This is a genomic window from Granulosicoccus antarcticus IMCC3135 (genome assembly GCF_002215215.1).
GTDB lineage: Bacteria > Pseudomonadota > Gammaproteobacteria > Granulosicoccales > Granulosicoccaceae > Granulosicoccus > Granulosicoccus antarcticus.
On sequence record NZ_CP018632.1, the window covers coordinates 283,488 to 307,726 of the forward strand.

The following is a 24,239-nucleotide window of genomic DNA, read 5'->3' on the forward strand; positions in this document are numbered from 1 at the left end:
TACCGAGACATTAGTTTTATGTTTGATACGCTCCAAGAATTTCTGACAAAAAGTCAGGACAGTCTTAATCAGATGGACCTGGACGTCATCAGCCTGGAGAAGAACGCCCAGGATGATAAAGCCCTGTCCAGCATGTTTGCGATCATTCACTCGGTCAAGGCTGCCGCCAGAGCCCATGGCCTGACTACGATTGAGCTTGTGGCACACGCGGGTGAAGGTTTGCTGGATAGATTGCGCTCCGGCGAGGTTGTGCCGGACAAGGATAAGGTCGGGCTGTTACTTGAACTGGCTGACTCTCTTCGGGAGCTGATGGATCTGGTTGCTACAGCGGAGGCCGAAGAAGGCGACTACAGCGGCCTGATCAAGCGACTTGAAAGCAATGATACCCTCACGGAAGCAGCACCAGTTGTAAGTTCAGATTCGGATGAGCTGGTCGGGGAGCCTGTTGTGCTTGAACTCGACGACGAAATGAAAGAGGTGCTCAAGGATTTTTTGCAGGAAAGCTACGAAAATCTGGACCGCGTGGATAGTGAGCTGATCGAGCTGGAAGGAGAGCCGGACAATCGCGAGCTACTGTCGTCCATATTCCGTTCCATGCATACCATCAAGGGTACTTGCGGTTTTTTCGGTTTTGACAAGCTGGAAAAAGTGACACACGTCGGTGAGAACTTACTGGTCAAGCTGCGCGACGGCAAGTACAGCATGAGCGAAGACATTGCCAATGGCTTGCTGCTGATGGTCGATGCTGTCCGCGACATGCTTGGCGAGATCTCGGAAAATGGTCATGACGGCAGGAAACTCTACGGCGCTCTGATCGAACGATTGAGTGAGCTGAAGGATAATGGCGGCATTGCGAAAGAGGCCGTTGTCGTTGTCAATGATGATATCGAGGTGGGCGCTGGGGCACACGTTTTCAGTGCCGAACCTGAACCTGTAAAACCAGAACCCTCGCAAGCAGCGCCAGTTGCAGCTGTGCCTGCGCCAGCAACCGCAACCACAGAGACAACCCCCGCAGAGCCTTCCCGGGAAAAAAGTGGTGGCATGGTGGTGGAAGCTTCCATCCGTGTGGATGTGCCTGTTCTGGATGCCTTGATGAATCTGGTTGGCGAGCTGGTATTGGCGCGGAATCAAATCGTTGAGTACATCGGATCCCATGAGAACACCCAGATGGTGGCTGCCGCTCAGCGACTCAATCTGATTACCAGCGAGTTGCAGGAAGGCGTGATGCAGACGCGTATGCAGCCGATACACAGTATCTGGGCAAAACTGCCACGGGTTGTGCGGGACTTGTCCCGATCATGCGGTAAACAGATTCGTGTGGAAATGGAAGGCAAGTCCACCGAGCTGGACAAGAGCCTGATTGAGGCCATGAAAGATCCGATCACCCATCTGGTCAGAAATTCGGTAGATCACGGCGTCGAAACTCCTGAGCAGCGTGTTGCCGCTGGCAAGCCTGCTGAAGGCGTATTGCTGTTGCGAGCCTTTCATGAGGGAGGGCAGGTGCACATCGAGATCTCGGATGATGGCGCTGGTATCCCACCTGAACGGATCAGGGACAAGGCGATAGAGAATGGTGTGATAACCGCCGAGCAAGGGGCCAGCATGTCAGATCAGGAGATCTGCAAGCTGATCTTTCTACCAGGGCTGTCTACGGCTGAAAAGGTAACCAATATTTCTGGTCGCGGCGTGGGTATGGATGTCGTCAAGACCAATATCGAGAAAATCAGTGGAACCATCGATCTGGATTCGGTTGTCGGACGAGGCACGACCTTCAAGATAAGGGTTCCCCTGACGCTGGCAATTGTACCGGCGCTTATTGTCACGACGGGTGCGCAGCGGTTTGCGATACCACAGGTCAACCTGATCGAGTTGATCCGGATTGATGAGGAGGCTCAATCGCGCGCCATTGAATATATACATGGTTGTCCGGTGCATCGACTCCGTGGGCAGTTGCTGCCACTGGTGTACTTGCATAAGGAGTTAAGGTTGAAAACCCCTGAGCCAGGGGCATTGAATATCGTGGTGTTACAGGCGGATAAATGTCGCTTTGGACTGGTGGTCGATCAGATCAACGACACACAGGAGATCGTCGTGAAGCCGTTGGCAGAGGCACTCAAGAATATTCCGGTGTTCGCTGGTGCCACCATCATGGGGGACGGTCGTGTGGCGCTGATTCTTGATGCCCTGGGTATTGGTCAACGTGCACGGGTTATGAGTGATAGTCCGAATCGGGCAGCCAATCTGACAACGGGTAATAACTCGGAAAAAACCGGTAAAAGTGAAACTCTGCTGCTGGTGAGTACTTCCAGCAATGGTCGATTGGCGATTCCATTGAATCGGGTAGCACGACTGGAACAGTTTGATACCAAGCAGACGGAAGCCGTGGGTGGTGCCTCGGTTGTGCAGTATCGAGGACAGATTCTGCCGCTTGTGAAGTTATCCGACTTCCTGTTGGAAAGACGCTCCGGACGCGATGGTGAGGTTGCCGATAAAGAGTTGATTCAGGTTGTCGTGTTTGGTGATGAGGGGCGTCAGGTTGGCTTGATTGTGTCAGAAATCATTGATGTGGTTGATGAGGTTCTGACGACGCGTGGCAAGACCAGTCGGGTTGGTGTGCTGGGTACTGCAGCCATTCATGGCCAGGTTACTGAGTTGTTCGATGTATCGGAGTTCATCAAGTCGACTGCCGATCTGATTGTCGAGCTTAGGGAGGCGGTATGAATCAAGTAACTCCACAGAATTATTGTACTTTCTATCTGGATAAATACTATTTCGGAATCGAAGTGGAGCAGGTTCAGGAGATTATCCGTTTTCAGGAGATCACCCCTGTGGCACTGGCACCCGATGTTGTCAAGGGTCTGATCAACTTGCGGGGCCAGATTGTGACGGCCATTGATCTGCGTAGTTTGCTGGAGTTGCCAGAAAGAGCCGAAGGTGAAGTCCCCATGAACATCGTGGTCAGAACACCGCTGGGTGCTTTCAGTTTGCTGGCTGATCGTGTGGGTGATGTGCTTGAGTTATCTGATGATAGTTTCGAGGCACCGCCGGACAATCTGAGCGGCATGGCACGTGAGCTGATTCAGCGAGCCTACAAACTGGACAATACCCTGCTGTTGACCATGGCTATCAAAAAAGTGGTGAGTTCCGAAGTTCTGAATCGACGGCAAAGTGCTGCCTGACAGCTCCATGGGTACTTAAGTGCGATTGGTGAGGTCAGTTGTCAGGATCCGCTGCCGCTAACATTTAATGTGTTTCGCATGAAAATGACGAGGCATAGACGAAAATTTCAGGAATACAGCCATGTCTCAACAGTCTGTACACGCTTTGATAATCGATGATTCCAGGGCCGTGCGAACAATACTCAAACGTATGCTGACGGGTGTGGGCTTTCGTACCTCAGAAGCGGTCAATGGCCTGGAAGGTCTTGAGCTTCTGAAACAGCATGACGACATTACAATCGCACTGGTGGATTGGAACATGCCACTGATGAATGGTTACGATTTTGTCAAAGCGGTACGCGCGGATCCCGCCTACCGCGATCTATGGTTGATGATGGTGACTACGGAGACGGAAATGTCTCGCGTCGTCAAGGCGATGGCCGCTGGTGCCAATGAATACGTCATGAAGCCATTTACCGAAGATGTCATTGTCGACAAACTCAAATTGCTGGGTCTGGTCGCTGCTTGAAATGCAAACCAAGCGTGTATTGGTCGTTGATGATTCAAGCATGTATCAGCGTCTGTTGTCTGATGTCATAAACACACATCCCGAACTTGAAGTCGTGGGAGTGGCTACCAATGGCAAGCAGGCGTTGCAGTTGGTCGAATCCTTGCGTCCCGATGTGGTGACTCTGGATATTCTGATGCCGGAAATGGATGGCATCCAGGCTTTGCTGGAGCTGCGTCGCCAATGGCCAGAAGTCCGAACTATCATGGTCAGCTCGCTGACATCGGAAGGTTCAGACGCGGCACTGGATGCATTGACACTGGGCGCTCATGAATATGCGATGAAACCTGATTCAACAGGCGGCGTTAGCAGTATCCGCTCCATGTTGAGTGATGATTTACTACCGAAGATCGAGGCACTGTGTGGTCTCGCCTCCAATAGCATAAAGCCACAGGCTACTCAATCTGAGATGTACACTGCGCCAAATTCCATGCCGCTGCCTGTCAATTTGAAGCGTTCGGCTGATCATCTCGAACTGGTTGTCATCGGGGTGTCCACCGGCGGGCCTGATGCCTTGACCAAGTTATTGCTGCAGCTTCCGGCTGACTTCGAGGTACCTGTTTGTATTGTGCAGCACATGCCAGCCGAGTTCACAGGCAAACTGGCTGCAAGGTTGAACTCTGCCAGCAAGGTCAGCGTTCGTGAGGCGCAGGCAGGAGACCGACTCGAACCCGGCACTGTATACATCGCTCCCGGTGATTTTCATATGGTGCTGGAAAGAGTGGGCTTGTATGACTTTGTCCGCTTGAACAAGAACCCGCTTGAGAATTCCTGTCGCCCTTCAGTGGATCCACTGTTTCGTTCTGCAGCAGCCATACACGGCGCTCGCTGTCTGGGAGTTGTATTGACCGGCATGGGGCAAGATGGATTCAAGGGCTCGGAGGTACTGTATACCGCCGGAGCCACCATTATTGTCCAGGATGAGGCTAGTAGTGTTGTCTGGGGCATGCCCAGGCTGATTGCCCAGGCCGGTCTGGCCGAAGCGCAGGTGCCGCTGGACAGAATGGCGACTGCGATCCTTGATCGGGTCAGAGCACCGGGTAGGAAGTTCGTACCCAGAGCAACTGCTTTGTCGGACGATAGCAGTGATGTGGAAGCGAATGGACAGCGCGGTTTGCGAGGGCATGGATCATGAACCCGGTAAGCGCCCTGGATTTTGACTATGTACGGGATCTGGTCTATCGGGAGTCGGCAATAGCCATAGATCCTGATATGCAATATCTGGTGGAATCCAGATTAACGTCGCTCATTCGAAAAACCGAATTTTCAGACATACCTGAGCTCGTATCATCACTGCGCAGAAAGCACGATCCAGAAATGGTTTGCCGTGTGGTGGATGCCATGACGACGAACGAGACATCGTTCTTTCGTGATTCTCATCCCTTTGAAACACTGTGCAAGGATGTGTTGCAACGCGTAGCGAAAAGTCATTCAGATACGATACGAATCTGGTGTGCGGCTTGTTCCACCGGACAGGAAGCTTATACGATAGCCATGTCCATTCTCGAGCATTGTCCTGAGCTGATGCCGAGAATTTCCATTCTTGGCACCGATATTTCTGCTGAGGTGGTCGCCAAGGCTCAATCTGGTCAATACAACCGACTGGAAGTCAATCGCGGTCTTCCGATGCAGTATCTGACAAAATATTTTACCCAGCAAGGCCTGGCCTGGGAGGTAAAGCCGATTCTGAAAGAATCGATCCGTTTCGAGCAGATGAATCTGATTGGAAGTTGGGAGCATTTGCCGCAGATGGACATCATCTTCATGCGCAATGTACTCATCTATTTCGATCCGGATGTCAAATCCCGAATGTTGGGTAACACCACTAAGGTGCTGCGATCCGGAGGCTGTCTTTTTCTGGGGTTGTCGGAGACGACACTGAACCTCAACACAAATTATCAGCGCGTGACGACCGATAGCAGTCATTACTACAAGCTTGCTTGAACAGAACGTGGCTCAGCCTGGTGCGGGGAAAGAAATGATATGAAAACATTAAGTGAGGAAGAGCTGGCCGATGCTATCGATGTGGTCTGCATGACCGTATTCGAGATGCCCGTCAGTATCGGTTTGCCGGAGCAAATCGAGGGAGATGAATGCATGGATGCCGGTATTCAGATATCGGGAGCGTGGCATGGTCGTGTTCAGGTGCGGGCCAGTGTGAAGTTCTTGAGCCGTGCGGCATCACATATATTTCTCAAGGATGTCAGCGAAGTTGATCGGCAGGATTGTATCGATATTATTTCCGAGTTCACCAATATGCTGGGGGGGAGCATCAAATGCATGTTGCCCGAATCCTGCAATCTGGGCTTGCCGATGGTTTGCATGCAGGACATCGAGACTAGCCCGGACGTCAAATGGCATTATTTCAATTGCGGTAAGCAGGCGATTGCCGTGGCAATGCTGGAGGCTACTACAGGTCAATCCGCAGCAGCCTGAATGTTACTTGTTTACAGTATTTTACAAAAATTACTTTGAATAAGCTGTTTTAGCAGATTAATGGCCTGCTTTGAAACAGTTAGTCATGTGAAATTTCACACCAGTTGGTTCTCGCATTCTCAGATGGATTAGACTGCATGTCTCGGCGGGCCGGTAACAGGTCGCCTGACTTGAGTGTGTGTCTGTTTCAGCCTGAGCATGGCTGCTCCGGCACGCACACATGAATCGTGCGATGTAAAACACTGGAGTGTGACATGCTGAAAAAATCCTCATTGCTAGGTAAAGAAGCCGGGCGATATCTGTTGATTGCATCCATGACCGGACTGATGGTGGGTTGTGGTGGTGGCAGCAGCAGTGATACGAATCCAGAAGGGACAGACCCAGATCTCATTCCGGGTGCTGAAATCCCGCTCGGAGAGCAGGATTTCGATTTTGATGGCATCTTGAATGCTGATGATGAAGACGCCGATGGCGATGGTCTGAATGATTTCACCGACGACAACTTTGTTGATCTGGACGAAGATGGACTGGATGACTTCTCGTTACTGACAGAAGCTCAGATAGAAGCCGAAACGGTATTGCCTGTGTCAGCGCAGAACCCCTGCGGCAGTCAAGGTGGAACCGATAACAACTCCTCAAACGATGCCTGGAGCGACAATTGCGTCGTGAGACGCTCGACCACCGCAGGCGGTCAGTTTGCCGATAGTCTGTTCTCCGCTGGAATCCAGCGTGTGCTGTACTGCTCAGGTTTTGCCACAGATGCGGACTATGCCGGTGACAACGACTATACGAATTTTGCCGACGGTGAATACGGTCCTGCCAGTGAAGCTGCAATCGAAAGATTTCAAGAGGAAGAGTTACTGGTCGCTGATGGCGTCGTTGGTCGCCAGACTTGGGCACGACTGGATGAGCGAGTTGAGCTGTTGAATCCTGGAGTATTGAATGAGACGCCGGATACATATGGTTTTCGTAACGGTGTTTGTGCCGGTATACCCATGTTTTATCAGGATGTTTCTACATTCGATGGTGGTCTGACGATAGTCGGTGGCCAGTGGACGCTGGCACGCAATCAACCCAATGAGGATGAATCGGTGCCTTTCTCCTATGAAGCGCCATTTAACGAACTTTGAGATACGGCGTGTGGCTTTCCGTTTCAACCGTTGACAGCGCATGTCCAAGTCACTGATGGTTGCGGCCGGCTCCGGTCTGGTTGCTCTTGCAGTCACGCTCTGGCTCTGGCATTCGCCAGGGGCAGAGCGCGGGGTAGTGAATGAAAGCCCTGATGTTGCAAAGGGCCTGGCAAAAGCTGACAGCTCTGCAGTGGAGAACGGTTCACCGTTCTCCACCGTGGCCGAACAAACGATAAATGCGCCGGTAACTGTTACGCCGCAGGCAACGACTGGCGGCACTACTGCCACGGCTCCGCCAGCACTGCCTGCTCTGGATGTTTCGCTGATTGCGCAGACGGCGATGAGCGATGCAGACTATGAAGCTCTGGTCGCACGCCTCAAGACGGATCCGGCATTACTGCTACAGCTTGTAGATGAGTTCCGCCAGGAACAAAATCCTGAGCGGCTTGCTTTGCTGGCACGCTTGCTGGGTGAGGCGGGTGGTGCGGATGTGACGCAGCTGGCCAGTGAGTTGATCTTCTCCGGTAATGATACGTCGCGTGAGCTGGGTTTGCAGATACTGCGACAGGTGCAACCGGGTAATACTGAAGCACGCAGCATTGCTTCGGGTCTGTTGGCAACCGAAGTCGAGCCTAAGGTATTGATGAGCACTCTGACGGTGCTGGCAAGTCCGGGAACTGTTGATGAGGGCAGTCGAGCCTTGCTCGGCGATCAAGTGGCGTTGCTGGCTTCCCACGAAAATGCAGGTGTACGGGGTGTCAGTCTGGATATTCTGTCACGATGGAGTACCGATGGACGAGACACACCTGTGCTGATCAATGCACTGCAGGACCCAGAGCCTCGTGTACGTGAGTCAGCAGCCTATGCTCTGGTCGGACATGAGGATGCCAGCGAGACGGTGATCCAGTCCTTGCTGATTGTTTTGCGAAATGCTGATGAGCAGAAGGCCACACGTCGTGCCGCACTCATGGCTTTGCGCAGCTTTGCTTTGAATGCTGAACTACAGAGCGAGCTGCAAACCGTGGAACGTGAGCTGGATACCGTTATTCGCTGATTGTTGTCCGACAGTTGTCTGCGGTAACGGCTTGGCAGGATAGTTGCTCCACCGAGTATTCAAACTCTGCTTCCTGTCTGACGTTTCATGCCCGCAGCTGACAATCTACTGATTGAGCCTTCAGGCAAACGGCAGGATCAGTTCGTTGAGCGCAGTCATGCGGAGAGTTCAGAAATCAGTGCATGGCTGCAGTGGTTGAGCGAATTGTTGCCGGCGGCGCATTGTATAGCGTTGGTGCGTGTTGACAGTTCGGGTGAGCCACTGGTTATCAGTCGCAATCCGGGTTCATTGCCAGTACCGGATGTGGCCTTGATTCTGGCTGGCCGCGCGTCTCGCACAACCAGCCGGCAGCGCTTGCTGACAGAGGCGCCGGAGGGGCAGATATTGGCCTTGCCGATTCCCGATAGTCGCCATGAAGGTGGTGTGTCCTCGGTACTGCTGCTGATCAGTGATCTGTTGAACAAACAACAGCAAGGTACTTTGCTGGGCCTAGCCAGCTGGGCATTGCGAAGTCTGCTCTGGGTTGAAGGGGCGCCCAAATCGATTCCAGAGTCTCTGTGCAATACTCAGGCGTTGGCAGAGCCGATCCGCGTGCAGGCTCTGCTGGATCAGCTGTCATTACGTTTCGATGGTGCACAATGCACACTTGCCTGGATGAAACAAAGGCGGGGCAAACGATATGAAGCTTGTGTCATTGCAGTTTGCGGACAAAGTCGGGTAGACCCTACCAGTACTGCCGTACGCAAATTGGCGGAGTTCATGGAAGGCCTTTGTCAGGCAGATATGCAAGCTCTGGCACCTGTCTACGAGGCAGGTCCTGGGGTGAGTTCATCCCGGGATGTCGCTTCTTCGGATCCGGTGGAACTACCGGTACGATTTGTTGTGCCGATCAAGGTCCGTCAGCAACTGCTGATGATCTGTATGTTACGGCCGGCAGGTCAAAGGCTGTCAACCAGCGTACGTCTGCAGCTGGCTCAGGAGTTGGTACCGGCCTTTCAGAGTGCCTGGTTGGCACAGGAACTTGATGAGCCAGTTCGCAAGATTGTCTGGCGACGTTTGCTGGCGCGCTATCGTCAGCGAACACACGTAACCGGAATGCGATGGGTACAGGCGTGTCTGCTTCTCATCGTGCTGGGTTTTGTGCTTTATCCGGTAGACAAGCGTGTCAGTGCCGAAGTGCATGTCGAGGCGGCCGAACGGCACGCACTGATAGCGCCTCTGGATGGATTTGTTAAGTCGGTTCAGGCAAGAGCTGGCGATCGGATCGCACAGGGAGATTTGCTGGCAACGCTCGATGCTGACGACCTGCTGAGGCAGGCCGATAAATGGAGCGCGGAAGAGCAGAAAAATCAGCAGGAGTATCTCAGCGCACTGGCCATGCATGATCGGGTCGAACTCAGTTCATTACGCGAAAGCAGGCTGCTGATTCAGACCGAATTGGAACAGGTGCAGGCACAGTTGGCACGTCATGAATTACGTGCACCGATTGCCGGCATCGTACTGAGTGATTCTGTTGAGGATGCTCTGGGCTCGGCTGTCAAGGCTGGCCAGATATTATTCGAAGTCGGTTCTGCCGAGCAGTATCGACTGGCTTTGCAAGTGCCTGAACGACGTATAGGTGAGATATCTTCAGGGCAGAGCGTGGCATTGAGGATGACGGCCGATCCCAAACACCGCAGATACGCTAGCGTGGATATGGTGATACCGATAGCCACGGCGAGCCAGGGGCAGAACACCTTCAAAGTCTACGCCGTACCTGACGAGCAGCAAAGCGTGTTACGTCCGGGAATGAAGGGTATTGGCAAGGTATTGGTGGGGCGTGAATCGCGATTGCGCCAATGGACCGGATCCCTATGGTCGCGTTGCGTCTGGCTGGCCTGGAAATTGGGGCTGAGCAGTTGAATAAGCAGATGACAGGCGAAGGCGAGTACGCAAAGCAGATGTTGCAGTGCAAGCCGCGACTGGCTCATCATCTGCGTGTGCAGGAACAGCTATTTCGAAAGCGAACCTGGAGCGTGCTTCATAACACCGTGTCGGGTCAGTTTGTGCGCGTCGATTGTCGCCTGTGGTCGGCACTGAGGCAGTTACGCGGTGAGCTTTCGCTGGCAGAATGGTTGCAGGCACATGAAGCTGCCTTTGGGAAAGTGGCACTACTTGAGTCGATTGCGCAGTTGCATCGACATGGTTTGTTGAATGGCATGCCTGCTGCAAAAGGGGACAGTCTCAGGGCTTCCAAAGCGGGTGGCTTCAACCCTCTGATGGTCAAGTTGCCATTGCTGAATCCTACGCCTCTTCTTGGCAAGCTTGCCCGGATAAGTAGCCCTGTTAGCGGCAGAATTGCATTACTGACAATCGCTCTGCTGGCCGGTATTGCTGCGGTGATTGCGGTTCTTGACAGCGAACGTCTGATGTTCGATTGGCAGCGAGTGCTGTCCAGGCCTGAGCAGTGGTGGCAATACCTGATTATCTATCCCTGTCTGAAAGGCATGCATGAGCTGGCGCATGGCCTGACGTTGCAGCGTTTGGGCGGTCAGGTCAGGGAAGCTGGAATTTCACTGCTGGTGCTGGTTCCCATTCCCTATGTTGATGCGACAAATGCCTGGTCGCTGGCGCACCGCAAGGATCGATTGCTGGTGACCGGAGCAGGCATGCTCAGTGATATCACCTTGGCCAGCGTTGCACTGTTCTCATGGTATGTGCTGGAGCCAGGGGGCATCACCGATATGGCGTTCTCGATTGTGCTCATGAGTGGCGTTTCCATCTTTGTTTTCAATGCCAATCCACTGCTCAAGTTTGATGGCTATTATCTGCTTGAGGACCTGCTGGATAGCCCGGGCCTGGCGCGTCGCTCCGTTGCCTACTGGCAGTATCTGTTCAAGCGTTATCTGTTTCTGGCTAAAGGCCTGTCTCGCCCGTTCGTAGCCGTGGGTGAGCGACGCTGGTTGTTACCCTACGGTGTAGCGAGTCTGTGTTATCGGGTGGTTCTGTCTATGGTGATCAGTCTGTTTCTGATTCGTCAGTTCCATGAGCTGGGTATGGTGCTTGCCGCCTTTTCCATTATTCCACTGTTCATCAAACCTCTGCCGCGACTGGTTCGCTATCTGTTTCTGTCTGTGCAGTTGGAGCAGGTGCGCCGACGGGCGTTCACAAGGCTTGTATTGCTTTGTCTGTTGGTGGCGGTGCCGGTCATTGCAATCCCCTTGCCATCTTCCACGCGTGCCGAGGGAATTCTCTGGGTTCCGGAGCAGGCTGAAATTTACGCCAGTGAGCAAGGTCAGTTGATACGCTGGTTCGTCGTTAATGGCGAACGCGTGGTTAAGGGGCAGCACTTGATGCAGCTGGCCTCGCCGGAGTTGACAATAGAGCTGCAACGATACGAGTCCTCCATAGCCTTGTTGGAGCTTCAACATGCAGCCTTGCGCAGTGCATCCCCTGAGCTGGCTGCCAAGCGCAAGGTAGAGATCGAGCAGCAGCGAGTCATTGCTGTACGCCTGCAGAAGCGGATCGAGGCACTGAATGTCTATGCCACACATGCCGGTCGCATCGCCTTCGACCAGAACAAGCTGCTGACAGGCCAGCACATCGAACAGGGACAGTTACTACTCTACCTGATAGAAGAAGATGCTCTGGTGGTACGTGCTGTAGTCGACCAACGTCAGCTAGGCAGGGTGGAGAACGGTGTGATCAAAGCGAATGTACGATTAGCGGCTGATATTACAACCTCACTACCGGCGACCCTGTCGCGTCAGGTACCCGCAGCAAATAACCGTTTACCCAGTCTGGCGCTGGCAAACGCAGGATTTGGCGGAATCGATATGGAGTCGCGGCAGGCTGATGCCAAAACACGCGAGCAGATCTTTCATCTGGAATTGACTCTAGCTCCCACAATGGGTGAGCAAGGTCTGGGCGGGCGTGCCTTTATTACTTTGCAGCATCCCGCTGAAACTTTGGGCAAGCGCTGGTGGCGAGGCTCAAGACAGTTGTTTATCAAGCATCTGGGAGCATGACGTGGAACTGTTATATGTAACAGATTTGCTTTCGAGGTGCATTCCTTGCTGCAGTTTTTACAACACCAGGAGTCGGATTTCGAAAATGAATGCATATGCTGCGGCGCCAGGCCTGCAAAGTGCCGGCGGGGGTGGTAGTCGCATTCTCCACAGTTGGAAGTACTGAGCATGTCTGTGCCTGATTCGGTCGTCAAGCAGGGCGTGCGCACGAGTGATAGACGGATCCTGAGCCGTCTGGCTGTGCTTAACCCGATGCACCATATACGCAAGTTAGGTGCGCGGTTTCATATCGCCATGGGTTTGTCCTCCTTTGTCAGTAGCGTGATGCTCATTGCCATGTTCATTGGACTGATACCCAATCAGGAAGCCGTTCTGCAGCAGTCCCGTACCGCGCTGTCCGAAGCGATCGCAACTTTTGGCTCGGTTTTACTGAGAGAAGGAGATGTGTCGGGTCTGCGTTACTCTCTTGAATTCGTGGTAGAGCAGAATCCGGATATACAGGGGATCGAATTGCGGCGTGACCGAGGAGGAGACTACTTGTTCCAGTCCGAGGCAAAGCGCGTGGCGTCCGCAGAATCATCGATCGTTATTCTGACGGACGATGTGAAAGTACCGCTGATGCAGCGCGGACGTGAATGGGGCGCGTTGATATTCAAATTTGAATCTTCAAACAATGGAAGCTGGCTGGAGCGTTACTGGAACTCTCCCTTGTTTCTGATAGCGTTCATGGGGTTTGCCTGTTTTCCGTTGTTCTATCTGTTTCTTGGCAAGATGCTCAAGGAGCTGAATCCCTCGCAAGCGGTTCCTTCAAGAGTCCGTTCAGCACTGGACACCATCGCTGAGGCATTGCTGGTTCTGGATTCTGGCGGCAACATCGTACTTGCCAACGCCGCCTTTGCCCAACTCACTGGAATGCCTCCTGAGTCACTACTGGGTATGCCTGCGGGGGATTTGCCCTGGGCGGCGGAGAACCAGCAAGAAAAACCTGTATGGGAAGATTCCCTGATCAATGCAACACCGACGCGTCACAACAAGATCGGTCTGACAGATGCATCGGGTCATGTGCGTACCTTCATTGTCAACTGCTCGCCGGTCTTTGCCGCTGATAATCAAGTGGGTGGTGTTCTGATCAGCATGGATGATGTAACCCAGCTGGAAGAGCAGGAGATCCTGCTACGTGAATCCATGCAAATCGCGGAAGAAGCCAGTCAGGCAAAAAGTGCGTTTCTGTCCAACATGAGTCATGAGATACGGACTCCCATGACCGCCATTCTCGGTTTTACAGAGGTCATGCGCCGTAACAACGGAACCAGCGAATCGGAGCGTCTGGACTACCTGAATACGATTGCCAACAGTGGTCAGCATTTGCTGGAGCTGATCAACGATGTACTGGATCTGTCGAAAGTCGAATCTGGTGCCATGGAGGTCGAACTGCTGCCTTGCGATTGTCCAAAGATTGCACAGGAGGTGGTGCGAGTCCTTCAATCAAAGGCTAACGAAAAACATATCGAGTTGTCCATCGAGGTACTCACCGACTTTCCTGATGTCATCGTTGCGGATCCGTCGCGATTGCGGCAGGTGATAACCAATCTGGTAGGCAATGCCATCAAGTTCACCGATAGTGGCAGTGTGCTCATTCGGCTGTCCTTTATGGTGCAAGCGGTGCGAGAACAATCCCGTATTCGCATTGATATCGTTGATAGTGGTATCGGCATGAGCGAGGAACAGCAGGGTCGCATCTTCGAGGCGTTCACGCAGGCCAGTGCCAGTATTTCACGGCGATTTGGCGGTACAGGCCTTGGCTTGTCAATCAGTCGGCAATTAACCGAAGCCATGAACGGTACGTTGAGCGTCAGTAGCACGGAAGGTGTGGGTAGTACTTTTCATGTGGACTTGCCGGTGGCGACCGAAGACTTCCTCTTGCAATCGCCTGAAGATATTCTCGGATCCTTGAACAAGGTCTCAATACAGACCCGAGTGACGTGGGATCTGCCCGCTAGCCGTATTCTGGTGGTTGATGACGGTCCGGAAAACCGCCTGTTGATGTCTGTGGTGCTCGGTGGCCTTAAACTTACTGTCGAATTGGCCGAAAATGGAAAGGAGGGTCTTGATGCAGCAGTCGCGGCAATGGTCAAGGAGCCTTACGATCTAATTTTCATGGACATACAAATGCCTGTAATGGATGGGTATGAAGCAGTATCACAAATGCGGAAGGCTGGCATTGAAACTCCTATTGTGGCTTTGACGGCAAATGCCATGAAAGGCTTCGAGGCGAGTATTCTCGAAGCTGGCTTCTCGCATTATATGGTCAAGCCCATTGACATGGATTTGCTTGGCGATCTGCTTGCCAGACAGTTGGGTGGTACTCGTCGGGAAATCGAAGAGAATGTAGTGGCTGATCTGGATGCGAGTGCGGTCCCGGCACTGGAGTCCGCGCCGCTCTCGGATGCGAACGTGGAGGCAATCGATGTTATGCCACCCACTGATGTTCCCGTCATGCCGGTTGATGATTTCGCCGGGGTGGTGCCGGTGTTCAGTACCTTGCCTGTGGAGATTAGCGATTTTCATGAGGTGGTGGCGCAATTCATACCTCGAGTGCAAGAAGAGCAGCTGCGTCTGGAAACGGCGGTTCAGGACGATGATCACGAGACCGTTGCTCAGATAGGTCACTGGTTACGCGGCTCGGGAGGCAACGTGGGCTACGCAGGGTTCGCCGATCTGTGTAATGAGCTGGAAGAGTGTGCACACTCCAATCCGGCACGCTTGCCGGACTTACTGGAACAGATAAAGATCTATACGCGTCGAGTGCTGGCGGGTTGGCATGCCACGCCCGTTCCGGGTGAGGAGGTTGCGGTTGCAGATACAAGTGCAGACCCGGTTCGGGTCCCGAGCTCGGACTCGATCCTGGACGCTGTCGTGGACATGCCTGCAGATGTGAACGTGGAGGCAGTCGATGTCATGCCACCCGCTGATGTTCCCGTCATACCGGTTGATGATTTTGCCGGGGTCGTGCCGGTGTTCAGTACCTTGCCTGTGGAGATTCGTGATTTTCATGAGGTGGTGGCGCAATTCATACCGCGAGTGCAGGAAGAGCAGCTGCGTCTGGAAACGGCAGTGCAGGAGGGTGATTACGAGACCGTTGCTCAGATAGGTCATTGGTTACGTGGCTCGGGAGGTAACGTGGGCTACGCAGGGTTCGCCGATCTGTGCAATGAGCTGGAGGAGTGTGCGCACTCCAATCCGGCGCGCTTGCCGGACTTGCTGGATCAGATCAAGATCCATACACGTCAGGTACTGGCGGGTTGGCGTGCCACGCCCGTTCCGGATGCTGCCAACCGATGAACAAGCCCAGCACCTCGCCTCACGATTCTGCGGATAGTGTGCCCGCCCATATGGATGCGCATACACGCAAACTGGTGGCTAGTGCCAAGATCATGATGGTGGATGATGAGCCCATCAACATGCGTGTATTGCAGTTGCATCTGACTGCGCAGGGCTACGGACGGTTTGTCAGTGTGAGCGATTCGACGCAGGCCATGGCGATCATCCGCACCGAGAGACCCAGTGTTCTATTACTGGATCTGAATATGCCGGAAGTATCCGGATTGGAAATTCTGCGTGATGTCAGAAATGATGATGATCTGAAGCAGCTGCCCATTATCGTATTGACCTCGTCCAATGATCCGGAAACCAAGGTGGAAGCGCTGCAGTTGGGAGCAACTGACTTCTTGCCCAAGCCTGTGGATGCGAATGAGTTGGCGTTGCGCATGAAGAATACGATTGTGTCACGCGCCTACGAGCAGCGCCTGATGCATTTTGATGCGCTGACCAATTTACCTAACCGGATGTATTTTTCCCGCCTTGTCCAGCGTCTGGTCAAATCATCCCCTGCGCAGACTGACAAGATATCGTTGCTGTTGATCAACATCAATCGCTTCAAGACGATCAACGATACGTTCGGATCAGATCGAGGCGATGACGTGCTCTGGACGTTTAGTCAGCGGCTACAGGCAGTGTTTGATAAATCAGATGACGTATCACCATTGAAGAATATCACCAGCGTCTCTTCCCATTGCATTTCCAGACTGGGAGGGGCACGCTTTGGTGTCCTGCTTACATTCAGTGAAGTGCTGAAGGATGAATCAGGATTGCTGGACTGGCTGCCCAATATTATTGCCGACCTGGAAATTCCCTTTGTGGTCGATCAGCAGGATGTCTATGTTTCGATCAGTGCCGGCGTGTCTGCGCTGAGTGTCGATACCCGCAGCGTGGAAAGCCTGATCAACAATGCCGAGACGGCGATGCGTTTTGCACAGAAACTGCAACCACCCGGTTATGCGTTCTATTCATCGGACATGATGTCGATTGCCAAGCGGGCCTTGCGTATGGAGAACGCATTGCGCACGGCGTTACTCAACAATGAGATGAGCCTGGTCTATCAACCGAAGGTGAATGTGAGTACGGGCGTGATTAACGGTGCCGAAGCCTTGTTGCGTTGGGAAAGCCCGGAGCTTGGCTTCGTTTCGCCGGTAGAATTCATACCGGTTGCGGAGTCGTCGGGGATGATTGTCGCCATTGGCCAATGGGTACTTGAATCAGCCTGCTATCAGGCTGTCGAATTTCGTCGTAATTGCAATCCGAACTTCAAGATAGCGGTGAATGTCTCCATCCGCCAGCTATATGAAGCGGGTTTCCATGACATGATTGAACAGACTCTCAAGACAACGGGTTTGCCGTCCAGTGCTCTGATCATCGAGCTGACTGAAAACATGATCATGGACGATGTCGAGAGCAACATCGAGAAGCTGTCGAAACTGCGTGATATTGGTGTCGGCATCTCGGTTGATGATTTTGGCACAGGCTATTCTTCCCTGAGCTATCTGCAGCGCTTCCCGATCGACCAACTGAAGATTGATCGATCCTTTATCATGGAGATTACGCAGGCCAACGTCAAAGCGCCTATCGTCAAGGCGATCGTGTCGCTGGCACATGACCTTGAACTAAGCGTGGTCGCTGAAGGCATCGAGGAGCAAGTGCAGCTGGATCATATCCGTCTGCTCGGCTGCGAAGAATATCAGGGCTATTTCAAGAGTCGCCCGGTGAATGCCGTGGAATTCGAGCGCCTCATGATGGAAGATTTGCGGAAATGCGCCTGAGGGTTCGATAGACTATCCGTATTCCCGTTTTCGAATCCGGCCCCTGCGTATGGAATTTCAGTCAACTCGCGTTGCTTCACTGCGAAATCATGTTCAACATCAGGTAGCGACCGGCCAGTTCAAAGGGGTGGCCTGGTGTCTTGAACATCGTGGCAAGGTGGTCGAGCAAGGCATGGCCGGATATCAGGATGCTCAGAGCGAGCAGCCCCTGAACAAGGATACGCTGTATCGCCTGTATTCCATGACGAAGCCGATTGTCTCGGTCTATTGTCTGCAGTTGATTGAGCAGGGCTTACTACAACTTGATGATACGATCAGTCGCTGGCTGCCGGCATTTGCCGGGCAACGCGTACTCGGTGCCGACGGTTCGTTACAAGCTTGCCAGCGAGCCATCACTATTGAAGACCTGCTGACTCATCGCGCCGGGCTATCCTACGATTTTCTGCCTGGGTGTCCAGTTGCTGATCAGTATCGCGCGGCAGCTCTGGCGGCTGATGGATCTCGATCACTGCAGGATCTCAGCGCAGCACTGGCGAGCATGCCATTGGCGCATCAGCCCGGCACTCGCTGGTACTACAGTTATGCAACCGATGTGCTGGCCAGCATTCTGGAGAAGGTTTCCGGCAAGCCCTTGTCAGCGTGTTTGCAAGATGCCCTGTTCGAACCTCTGGGCATGTCAGAGACCGGATTTCAGCTCAGTGAGGAGAATCATCATCGTCTGGCGCAGATGTTCGGCCAGCGAGAGCTGGGGGAAGCTCCGGCGGCGGCGGCGGATGAGAATAAGGTGCCGAGCAATCAATTACGAGCCATGAACGTGGATGCCAGCTATCCGTCCACAGACCCTGATTTCGCACGCGGCGGTATTGGTCTGTATTCGACAGTCGACGACTATCGACAATTCATGAGTGTGTTGATGCACGGCAAAGCGTCATCTGGAGAGCTGATATTGTCCCGACCCATGCTGGATTGTCTGTGGCAAAACCGCCTGACACAACAACAGATGCCCATTACCATCGGTACTAAAGCCTACCCGGGCTACGGCTGGGGCCTGGTGGGCCGAGTCATGGCGGATACTTCCGCCTCCATGCGTTTGACGGGGATCGGTGAAGGCGGTTGGGCAGGCGCTGCCTGTACTTATTTCTGGGTGGACCGCGCCAATGAGTTCAGTGGCATTGTCATGGCCCAGTATCTGGGCTCTGAAGTCACGCTCGGCCCGGATATTCAGGCGCTTGCCTACGGAACGCTAGCTTAGGGATTGTTTCACGATCCCTTAGTAAATGACTTCCTCGCGGCAGAAACATCTCACTCGAGAGTTGCTGCCGCGCAGGCTCTGTCAGTCAGTCTTTGCCAAGCAACTTTGTCCGCTGGGTCTTGGCCCTGGCGGCTGTGGCTTGTAGCTGTTCGCGCTCGGTTTCAATATCACGCTCCGGATCGGTTTCAGGCCAGCCTTGGGCGTGACGTTCAACCAGATTTCCCAGAAATGTAATATGGTCCTGTCGATCATTCAGGCACGGGATGTACTGAAATCGCTCACCGCCATTTTCTTCGAAATATTCACGGTTCTCGCCGCAGATTTCCTCAATGGTTTCCAGGCAGTCTGCCGAGAAGGCAGGACTCATGATATCGATGGATTTGAAGCCTTCGCCCGGCAGCTTTTTCATGGTTTCATCGCAATAGGGACGCAACCATTCCTCTTTGCCGACGCGTGATTGAAAAACGACCCGAATCTGCTCGGTGGCCAGGCCCAGTTCCTCGCCTAGCAGACGTGAGGTCTTGTGGCACAGGCAGAAGTAGGGATCGCCGGCTAACAGATAGCGTTGTGGTATGCCGTGATAGGAGGTCACCAGCAGATCGCCGCGACCGTTCGCCTCCCAGCTTTCCCGCACGCTGTCGGCCAGTGCTTTGATAAAAGCGTGGTGATCGCAGAATTGATTGATGAATCGCATTTCAGGTATCCAGCGCGTGCGCTGCATGCGACTGGCAACTGCATCGAAAACCGAGGCGGTAGTGGTGCCTGAATACTGCGGGTACATGGGTAGCACGATCAGCCGTCGAACATTGGCCGCTTCCAGTTCCGTGATAGCACTATCAATAGAGGGCTGGGCATATCGCATGCCCAGTGAAACGGTAACATGCTCGCCAAAGCGCTTTTCCAGTTCGACGGCCAGTGCCGCACTTTGCTGGCGCGAAATGCTCAGCAGGGGGGAGCCGGTCTCATCTGACCATACTTCACGATAAGCCTTGGCGCTGCGGGCCGGACGGATTCTGAGAATGACGCCGTGCAAAATGATTTTCCAGAGCCAGCGCGGTAGTTCTATGATGCGCGGGTCGCTCAGAAATTCGGCAAGATAACGTCTGACAGCACCGGTTTCGGGGGCTGCGGGTGTGCCGAGATTGACGATCAGAACACCGAGTCGTCCTTCGGACTCATGCGCGTAGTTGGGTGTGCCGATATATTTCATGTGCTTGCAGGCAGTGCCGGGTTCAGGGGGTGGGACAACATATGTATGCGAAAAGTCAGGTTTGAGTCTGTCATACGAGACCTGAACGTGATTGGTTGCTGACAGATGTGAGGTATCACAACCGAGCGAGGTTATTGGGCCAAGAGTGCAAACGTATCCCCGATCGGATCACTTGTGCGGGTAAACTGCGTATCGTTTCAAGTATAACTGTTTGGACAAATGCCGATTCCTCAACGCGCCAGAGGTGCGACTTGTCGCTAATCATCGCCCTACCCAGAGAGCGTCGCTCCGGTGAACGTCGTGTCGCGTTAGATCCGTCTCGCGTAGAACGTTTGCAGCAATCTGGCCAACAGGTCCGGATTGAGGCGCAATGTGGCCATTTAGCCAGCTTTTATGACGAGTCTTATCAAGACGTTACGGTCATGGGCAGCTTTGCCGATGTCGTTCGCGAGGCGGACATCGTCGTCAAGGTGGTGTGTCCTACGCTCGACGAAATTGCCTTGTTGCAGCCGCATACAGTGCTGGTCTGCATCATGTCAGCCTTCCAGCATCTGGAAGAAGTTGAAGCTCTGCGAGAGCGCCAGATAACCGTCCTGGGCATGGATCATCTGCCTCGAACCACACGGGCGCAGCCTATGGATGCCCTGTCTTCACAAGCGACGGTGGCCGGCTACAAGGCGGCCCTGCTGGCAGCTGAGCTGTCACCAAGGCTTTTTCCCATGCTGACAACCGCTGCCGGAACTATCAGGCCTTCACGAGTGCTGGTCATCGGCGCAGGTGTGGCCGGACTGCAAGCCATTGCCACGTCTCGGCGCCTGGGTGCACAAGTCGAAGCCTATGACATCCGCAAGGCCGCCAAGGAACAGATTGAATCGCTGGGTGCCCGCATGATCGACACGGGAGTCGAGGTGGAAGGCGCCGGTGGTGTCGCACGGGCCCTGCGCAAGGATGAAAAACAGCTTCAGCACGATGTCTTGGCTGAGCATCTGGCGCGGGCTCATGTGGTCATCTGTGCGGCAGCGCTGCCGGGCAGACGCGCACCCCGAATCATTACCAAGGATATGGTCAACGGCATGCTGCCAGAGTCGGTCATTGTGGATATGGCAGCCTCGAGCGGTGGTAACTGTGAGTTGACACGTATCGGGGAGCACTACTATTACAACGACACACTGATCGCCGGGCCCTTGAACCTGCCCAGTCACGGCGCGGTACATGCGAGTGAGATGTATGCTCGCAATGTGCATAACATGCTGCAGCTGATCATCGTCGACAACGAAGTGGTGCTGAACCCAGAAGACGAAATCATTGCGCGTTGTGTACTGATGCACGCTGGCAGCATCAATCACCCCAATATTGCGAGTCTGCTCAAGACCGAAGCCGTGCCCTTTGGTCACGCAGCCCCTGCTCCGGCTGAGCTGCCGGATCAGAATTCGGGCTGGCTGAGGGAGGAGGCCGACACCAATGATTCTCCAGTTGCAGATGCAGAGCAGGCAACTGGCGGGAGTGATGAGTCGGTTACCGACCGCACTGCGGGGGCGGAGCAAGACATGGGCGACGATGCTACATCCCCAGGGGCCGCGCAATCGATTGATCAGGTGGACACTTTGGCGACTCTTGAGCTATCGGACAGCGCTATCGACGAACAGGACTTACGGGATCTGGCCGCACTGGAAGGTGTGGACGCCGATGAGATCGTCAGGCTGGCCGCGACTAGTAAACCTGCAGGTGTCACCGTTGCTGTTGAGGAAGCCGAATTGCCTTGCGACGAACTGATACTGATTGATGGTGTGGGGCCTGCGCTGCAACAGCGACTCTACGCCTTTGGCTATCGGCTCTGGCAGGATCTTGCTGAACTTGACGACGATGCCCTGGAGAAACTGACCGTGCGACTTGAGCTCAGTGATGAGGTCAGGGAACAGGATTGGCGTGGACAGGCGCAGCGATTGATGGAGAAAAAACCATGAGCGGCATCGGTGGGCTTTACCTGATACTACTGGCCGCGGTGGCAGGCTATTTATTGATAGCCCGGGTGCCATCCATCTTGCACACACCGATGATGTCCGGCTCCAACTTCATTCACGGTATCGTGTTGGCAGGAGCCATGCTGGCACTAGGCAACGCGCAGGGAACGATTGAGCAGGTCATCGGTTTTATTGCCGTCACTGCGGGGGCTGCCAATGTCGTGGGTGGTTTCGTGATCACCGATCGTATGCTGGCCTTGTTCAATCACAAGTCCATGAAGCGAGGCAGTTCCTCGACTGCTGGCGGTCGCCATAATCCAGTGGGAGAGGACCGGCGATTGCCTGGTGCCAAAAATCGTCCACTGTCGCGATCTGAATCCGTACCGGTTACCAGAAAAGGTACCGACCGCTCATCTGGCGATAACGCATGAACCAGAGTATGCCCATCAGTCTGCAGCTGGTCTGGTTCATTGCAACGGTTCTATTTGTGATCGGTTTGCGCAGACTCAGCTCGCCTACGCGTGCTCGTACTGGAATATGGTTTGCCGGCCTCGGTATGTTGCTGGCCATTATCTCCATGTTTCTGCATCCGGAATTGGGGCGTAATCACGTTCTTATTCTGCTGGCAATGGCATTGGGGGGCGGTATTGCCTTCTTGCATGCACGCAAGGTCGACATGACCAACATTCCGCAGATGGTTGCCTTGTACAACGGCCTTGGCGGTGCTGCTGCGGCAAGCATCGGCATGCTCGTACTGTTGCATGTGTCCGATTATGGCCCTGGGGTCAAGGCACTGGCGGTCGTCAGCGGCTTGATTGGCTGGATCTCCTTTTCCGGATCCATTTTCGCTTTCCTGCGGCTCAGTGGTTACTTCTCGCGACGCGAAGGTTTTGCCAAGCGCCAGGTTGCCTATCTGGCCAGTGGCGCGCTGGTACTACTACTGGGCTTGATCCTGGCAACTTCGGCTACGGCCCATCCGGTGCTGCTCTTGCTGTTTGCCTTGCTGGCCGTGAGCTTCGGGCTGTTGATGACCTTGCCCACTTCAGCTGCAGATATGCCCGTACTCATCTCTTTCTACAATGCCCTGACGGGACTAGCGGTAGCCCTTGACGGATTTGTGCTGGATAACCCTGCCATGGTGATCGCTGGCACCATCGTGTTTGCTGCAGGCTCTCTGTTGACCCGCTTGATGGCAAGGTCTGTGAATCGCCGCCTGAGTGAAATCATGTATTCAGGGTTCGGGATTCAAGTTGATACGCCCACCTCGACGCATGGCAGAGATCATGTGAATACAACCGATGCGCGCGATGCGGCGGTGGACATGGCCTATGCAAACCGTGTGATGATCGTGCCGGGCTACGGTATGGCAACGGCCCAGGCACAGCACAAGATCCGGGAATTGACGCAGCTGCTCGATGAGCGCGGTGTGCAGACTGAATTTGCCATACACCCGGTAGCTGGGCGCATGCCCGGACACATGAATGTTCTGCTGGCTGAAGCGGGTGTACCGTACGAGAAAATCAGCGATCTGAACGCGATCAACTCGGAATTTTCCCAGATTGATGTGGTACTCGTTGTCGGCGCCAATGACATTGTCAATCCGGCGGCTCGAGATGATAGTGAGTCACCGCTGTTCGGTATGCCAGTACTGAATGTGGATCATGCTGCACGCGTGATCGTGCTCAAGCGTGGCGATGGAACGGGTTACGCGGGTGTGGAGAATGCGTTGCTGTTTGCGCCGGTGACGCGTGTGCTGTTCGGCGATGCGCGAGACTCTGTGCAGGAACTCATCATGGCCATCAAGGGGCTGGATTGATCGTTGCTCAAAGACGATCAGATAGGTCTTGATTCGCCACGATTTTCTTGTGTGATGGGGTATCACACCTGCTCGACAGGGTTGCATCCTGATCAGAGAGCCGTCGGAATGAGTGTCGCGAACCATGTGCACAGCGCTCTTCAAATACAGCTTATTGCCAGAAAATAAATGCTGAATAACGGTTAGATGTCTGAAAATTGTCGTTACTCACGCTTGACGAATGTGATATTGCATCTGGCTTATGCACAATTGCCCACAAGGCTTGCCTGATTCGAAAAAATCCTGTATTGAGAAATAGTAGACCCCACATTGGATTTGTAACGTGTTGAAATATATAAACATTATGATCATTTACGAATCCGGAGAAATTTGACTGAATCATGAATGAATCGAATTGCGATCAGGTTCTACAAAGTTTGTCCACATACTTATCCACAGGCGTTTGTGGAGAATCGAGAATTTTTTGGCGCTATGGGCACAATGGTTTGACG

The 24,239-nt window shown here is 53.7% G+C and carries 16 protein-coding genes and 1 pseudogene; 16 read left to right on the plus strand and 1 reads right to left on the minus strand.

Going from position 1 to position 24,239, the window contains the following annotated elements; all coding sequences use genetic code 11:
* The first annotated feature begins 18 nt into the window (after positions 1 to 18).
* The 13 genes from IMCC3135_RS01350 (at position 19) to IMCC3135_RS01410 (ending at position 18,761) form a co-directional block, all read left to right on the plus strand.
* A complete protein-coding gene (locus IMCC3135_RS01350; protein WP_088915943.1) occupies positions 19 to 2,721 on the plus strand; it encodes a chemotaxis protein CheA in 2,703 nt (900 codons plus the stop codon).
* Positions 2,718 to 3,179 (plus strand): chemotaxis protein CheW, encoded by a 462-nt coding sequence (locus tag IMCC3135_RS01355; RefSeq protein WP_088915944.1) that lies wholly within the window; start codon positions 2,718 to 2,720, stop codon positions 3,177 to 3,179. The genes IMCC3135_RS01350 and IMCC3135_RS01355 overlap by 4 nt, the downstream gene beginning before the upstream one ends.
* Positions 3,180 to 3,300: 121 nt before the next feature.
* The gene (locus IMCC3135_RS01360) at positions 3,301 to 3,687 is read left to right on the plus strand and encodes a response regulator (protein WP_088915945.1); all 387 of its coding nucleotides are present in this window, start codon (positions 3,301 to 3,303) and stop codon (positions 3,685 to 3,687) included.
* A gap of 1 nt (position 3,688) precedes the next feature.
* The gene (locus tag IMCC3135_RS01365) at positions 3,689 to 4,861 is read left to right on the plus strand and encodes a protein-glutamate methylesterase/protein-glutamine glutaminase (RefSeq protein WP_157735698.1); all 1,173 of its coding nucleotides are present in this window, start codon (positions 3,689 to 3,691) and stop codon (positions 4,859 to 4,861) included.
* Positions 4,858 to 5,670 carry a CheR family methyltransferase gene (locus IMCC3135_RS01370; protein WP_088915947.1) on the plus strand — a complete coding sequence of 271 codons (813 nt, stop codon included), beginning with the start codon at positions 4,858 to 4,860 and terminating at the stop codon, positions 5,668 to 5,670. The genes IMCC3135_RS01365 and IMCC3135_RS01370 overlap by 4 nt, the downstream gene beginning before the upstream one ends.
* 39 nt (positions 5,671 to 5,709) lie before the next feature.
* Positions 5,710 to 6,162 (plus strand): chemotaxis protein CheX, encoded by a 453-nt coding sequence (locus tag IMCC3135_RS01375; RefSeq protein WP_088915948.1) that lies wholly within the window; start codon positions 5,710 to 5,712, stop codon positions 6,160 to 6,162.
* A gap of 254 nt (positions 6,163 to 6,416) precedes the next feature.
* Positions 6,417 to 7,292 carry a peptidoglycan-binding domain-containing protein gene (locus tag IMCC3135_RS01380; RefSeq protein WP_088915949.1) on the plus strand — a complete coding sequence of 292 codons (876 nt, stop codon included), beginning with the start codon at positions 6,417 to 6,419 and terminating at the stop codon, positions 7,290 to 7,292.
* Between the two features lie 40 nt (positions 7,293 to 7,332).
* Positions 7,333 to 8,346: a HEAT repeat domain-containing protein gene (locus tag IMCC3135_RS01385; RefSeq protein ID WP_088915950.1), complete on the plus strand. Its 1,014-nt coding sequence runs from the start codon at positions 7,333 to 7,335 to the stop codon at positions 8,344 to 8,346.
* Positions 8,347 to 8,433: 87 nt separating this feature from the next.
* Positions 8,434 to 10,248: an efflux RND transporter periplasmic adaptor subunit gene (locus IMCC3135_RS01390; RefSeq protein ID WP_088915951.1), complete on the plus strand. Its 1,815-nt coding sequence runs from the start codon at positions 8,434 to 8,436 to the stop codon at positions 10,246 to 10,248.
* Positions 10,200 to 12,353 (plus strand): HlyD family efflux transporter periplasmic adaptor subunit, encoded by a 2,154-nt coding sequence (locus IMCC3135_RS01395; protein WP_157735699.1) that lies wholly within the window; start codon positions 10,200 to 10,202, stop codon positions 12,351 to 12,353. Before IMCC3135_RS01390 ends, IMCC3135_RS01395 begins: the two co-directional genes overlap by 49 nt.
* A 168-nt stretch (positions 12,354 to 12,521) precedes the next feature.
* On the plus strand, positions 12,522 to 15,695 hold the full coding sequence (locus IMCC3135_RS01400; protein ID WP_088915953.1) for an ATP-binding protein: 3,174 nt from the start codon (positions 12,522 to 12,524) through the stop codon (positions 15,693 to 15,695).
* Positions 15,692 to 17,509, plus strand: a complete 1,818-nt coding sequence (locus tag IMCC3135_RS01405) for a GGDEF/EAL domain-containing response regulator (RefSeq protein ID WP_088915954.1) — start codon at positions 15,692 to 15,694, stop codon at positions 17,507 to 17,509. Before IMCC3135_RS01400 ends, IMCC3135_RS01405 begins: the two co-directional genes overlap by 4 nt.
* Positions 17,510 to 17,558: 49 nt before the next feature.
* Positions 17,559 to 18,761, plus strand: coding sequence for a serine hydrolase domain-containing protein (locus IMCC3135_RS01410; protein WP_088915955.1), 1,203 nt, complete (start codon positions 17,559 to 17,561; stop codon positions 18,759 to 18,761).
* A gap of 85 nt (positions 18,762 to 18,846) precedes the next feature.
* On the opposite strand, the gene hemH is transcribed toward IMCC3135_RS01410, so the two are convergent.
* Positions 18,847 to 19,971 carry a ferrochelatase gene (gene hemH, locus IMCC3135_RS01415; RefSeq protein ID WP_088915956.1) on the minus strand — a complete coding sequence of 375 codons (1,125 nt, stop codon included), beginning with the start codon at positions 19,969 to 19,971 and terminating at the stop codon, positions 18,847 to 18,849.
* A gap of 251 nt (positions 19,972 to 20,222) precedes the next feature.
* On the opposite strand from hemH, the gene IMCC3135_RS01420 reads away from it, so the two are divergent.
* The 3 genes and pseudogenes from IMCC3135_RS01420 to IMCC3135_RS01430 all read left to right on the plus strand — a co-directional run bounded on the left by IMCC3135_RS01420 (position 20,223) and on the right by IMCC3135_RS01430 (position 23,748).
* Positions 20,223 to 21,935, plus strand: a complete 1,713-nt coding sequence (locus IMCC3135_RS01420) for a hypothetical protein (protein WP_088915957.1) — start codon at positions 20,223 to 20,225, stop codon at positions 21,933 to 21,935.
* A pseudogene (locus IMCC3135_RS01425) lies at positions 21,932 to 22,228 on the plus strand (NAD(P) transhydrogenase subunit alpha part 2); the annotation flags it as partial. The gene IMCC3135_RS01420 and the pseudogene IMCC3135_RS01425, both read left to right, overlap by 4 nt.
* A 143-nt stretch (positions 22,229 to 22,371) precedes the next feature.
* Positions 22,372 to 23,748: an NAD(P)(+) transhydrogenase (Re/Si-specific) subunit beta gene (locus IMCC3135_RS01430; protein ID WP_088915959.1), complete on the plus strand. Its 1,377-nt coding sequence runs from the start codon at positions 22,372 to 22,374 to the stop codon at positions 23,746 to 23,748.
* The last annotated feature ends 491 nt before the right edge of the window (positions 23,749 to 24,239 follow it).

Coding starts and splice junctions, on each gene's coding strand:
- IMCC3135_RS01410 (WP_088915955.1), top strand. CDS start 17,559: ATGGAATTTCAGTCAACTCGCGTTGCTTCACTGCGAAATCATGTTCAA.
- IMCC3135_RS01390 (WP_088915951.1), top strand. CDS start 8,434: ATGCCCGCAGCTGACAATCTACTGATTGAGCCTTCAGGCAAACGGCAG.
- hemH (WP_088915956.1), bottom strand. CDS start 19,971: ATGAAATATATCGGCACACCCAACTACGCGCATGAGTCCGAAGGACGA.
- IMCC3135_RS01370 (WP_088915947.1), top strand. CDS start 4,858: ATGAACCCGGTAAGCGCCCTGGATTTTGACTATGTACGGGATCTGGTC.
- IMCC3135_RS01360 (WP_088915945.1), top strand. CDS start 3,301: ATGTCTCAACAGTCTGTACACGCTTTGATAATCGATGATTCCAGGGCC.
- IMCC3135_RS01405 (WP_088915954.1), top strand. CDS start 15,692: ATGAACAAGCCCAGCACCTCGCCTCACGATTCTGCGGATAGTGTGCCC.
- IMCC3135_RS01350 (WP_088915943.1), top strand. CDS start 19: ATGTTTGATACGCTCCAAGAATTTCTGACAAAAAGTCAGGACAGTCTT.
- IMCC3135_RS01400 (WP_088915953.1), top strand. CDS start 12,522: ATGTCTGTGCCTGATTCGGTCGTCAAGCAGGGCGTGCGCACGAGTGAT.
- IMCC3135_RS01380 (WP_088915949.1), top strand. CDS start 6,417: ATGCTGAAAAAATCCTCATTGCTAGGTAAAGAAGCCGGGCGATATCTG.
- IMCC3135_RS01430 (WP_088915959.1), top strand. CDS start 22,372: ATGCCCATCAGTCTGCAGCTGGTCTGGTTCATTGCAACGGTTCTATTT.
- IMCC3135_RS01385 (WP_088915950.1), top strand. CDS start 7,333: ATGTCCAAGTCACTGATGGTTGCGGCCGGCTCCGGTCTGGTTGCTCTT.
- IMCC3135_RS01355 (WP_088915944.1), top strand. CDS start 2,718: ATGAATCAAGTAACTCCACAGAATTATTGTACTTTCTATCTGGATAAA.
- IMCC3135_RS01365 (WP_157735698.1), top strand. CDS start 3,689: ATGCAAACCAAGCGTGTATTGGTCGTTGATGATTCAAGCATGTATCAG.
- IMCC3135_RS01375 (WP_088915948.1), top strand. CDS start 5,710: ATGAAAACATTAAGTGAGGAAGAGCTGGCCGATGCTATCGATGTGGTC.
- IMCC3135_RS01395 (WP_157735699.1), top strand. CDS start 10,200: ATGGTCGCGTTGCGTCTGGCTGGCCTGGAAATTGGGGCTGAGCAGTTG.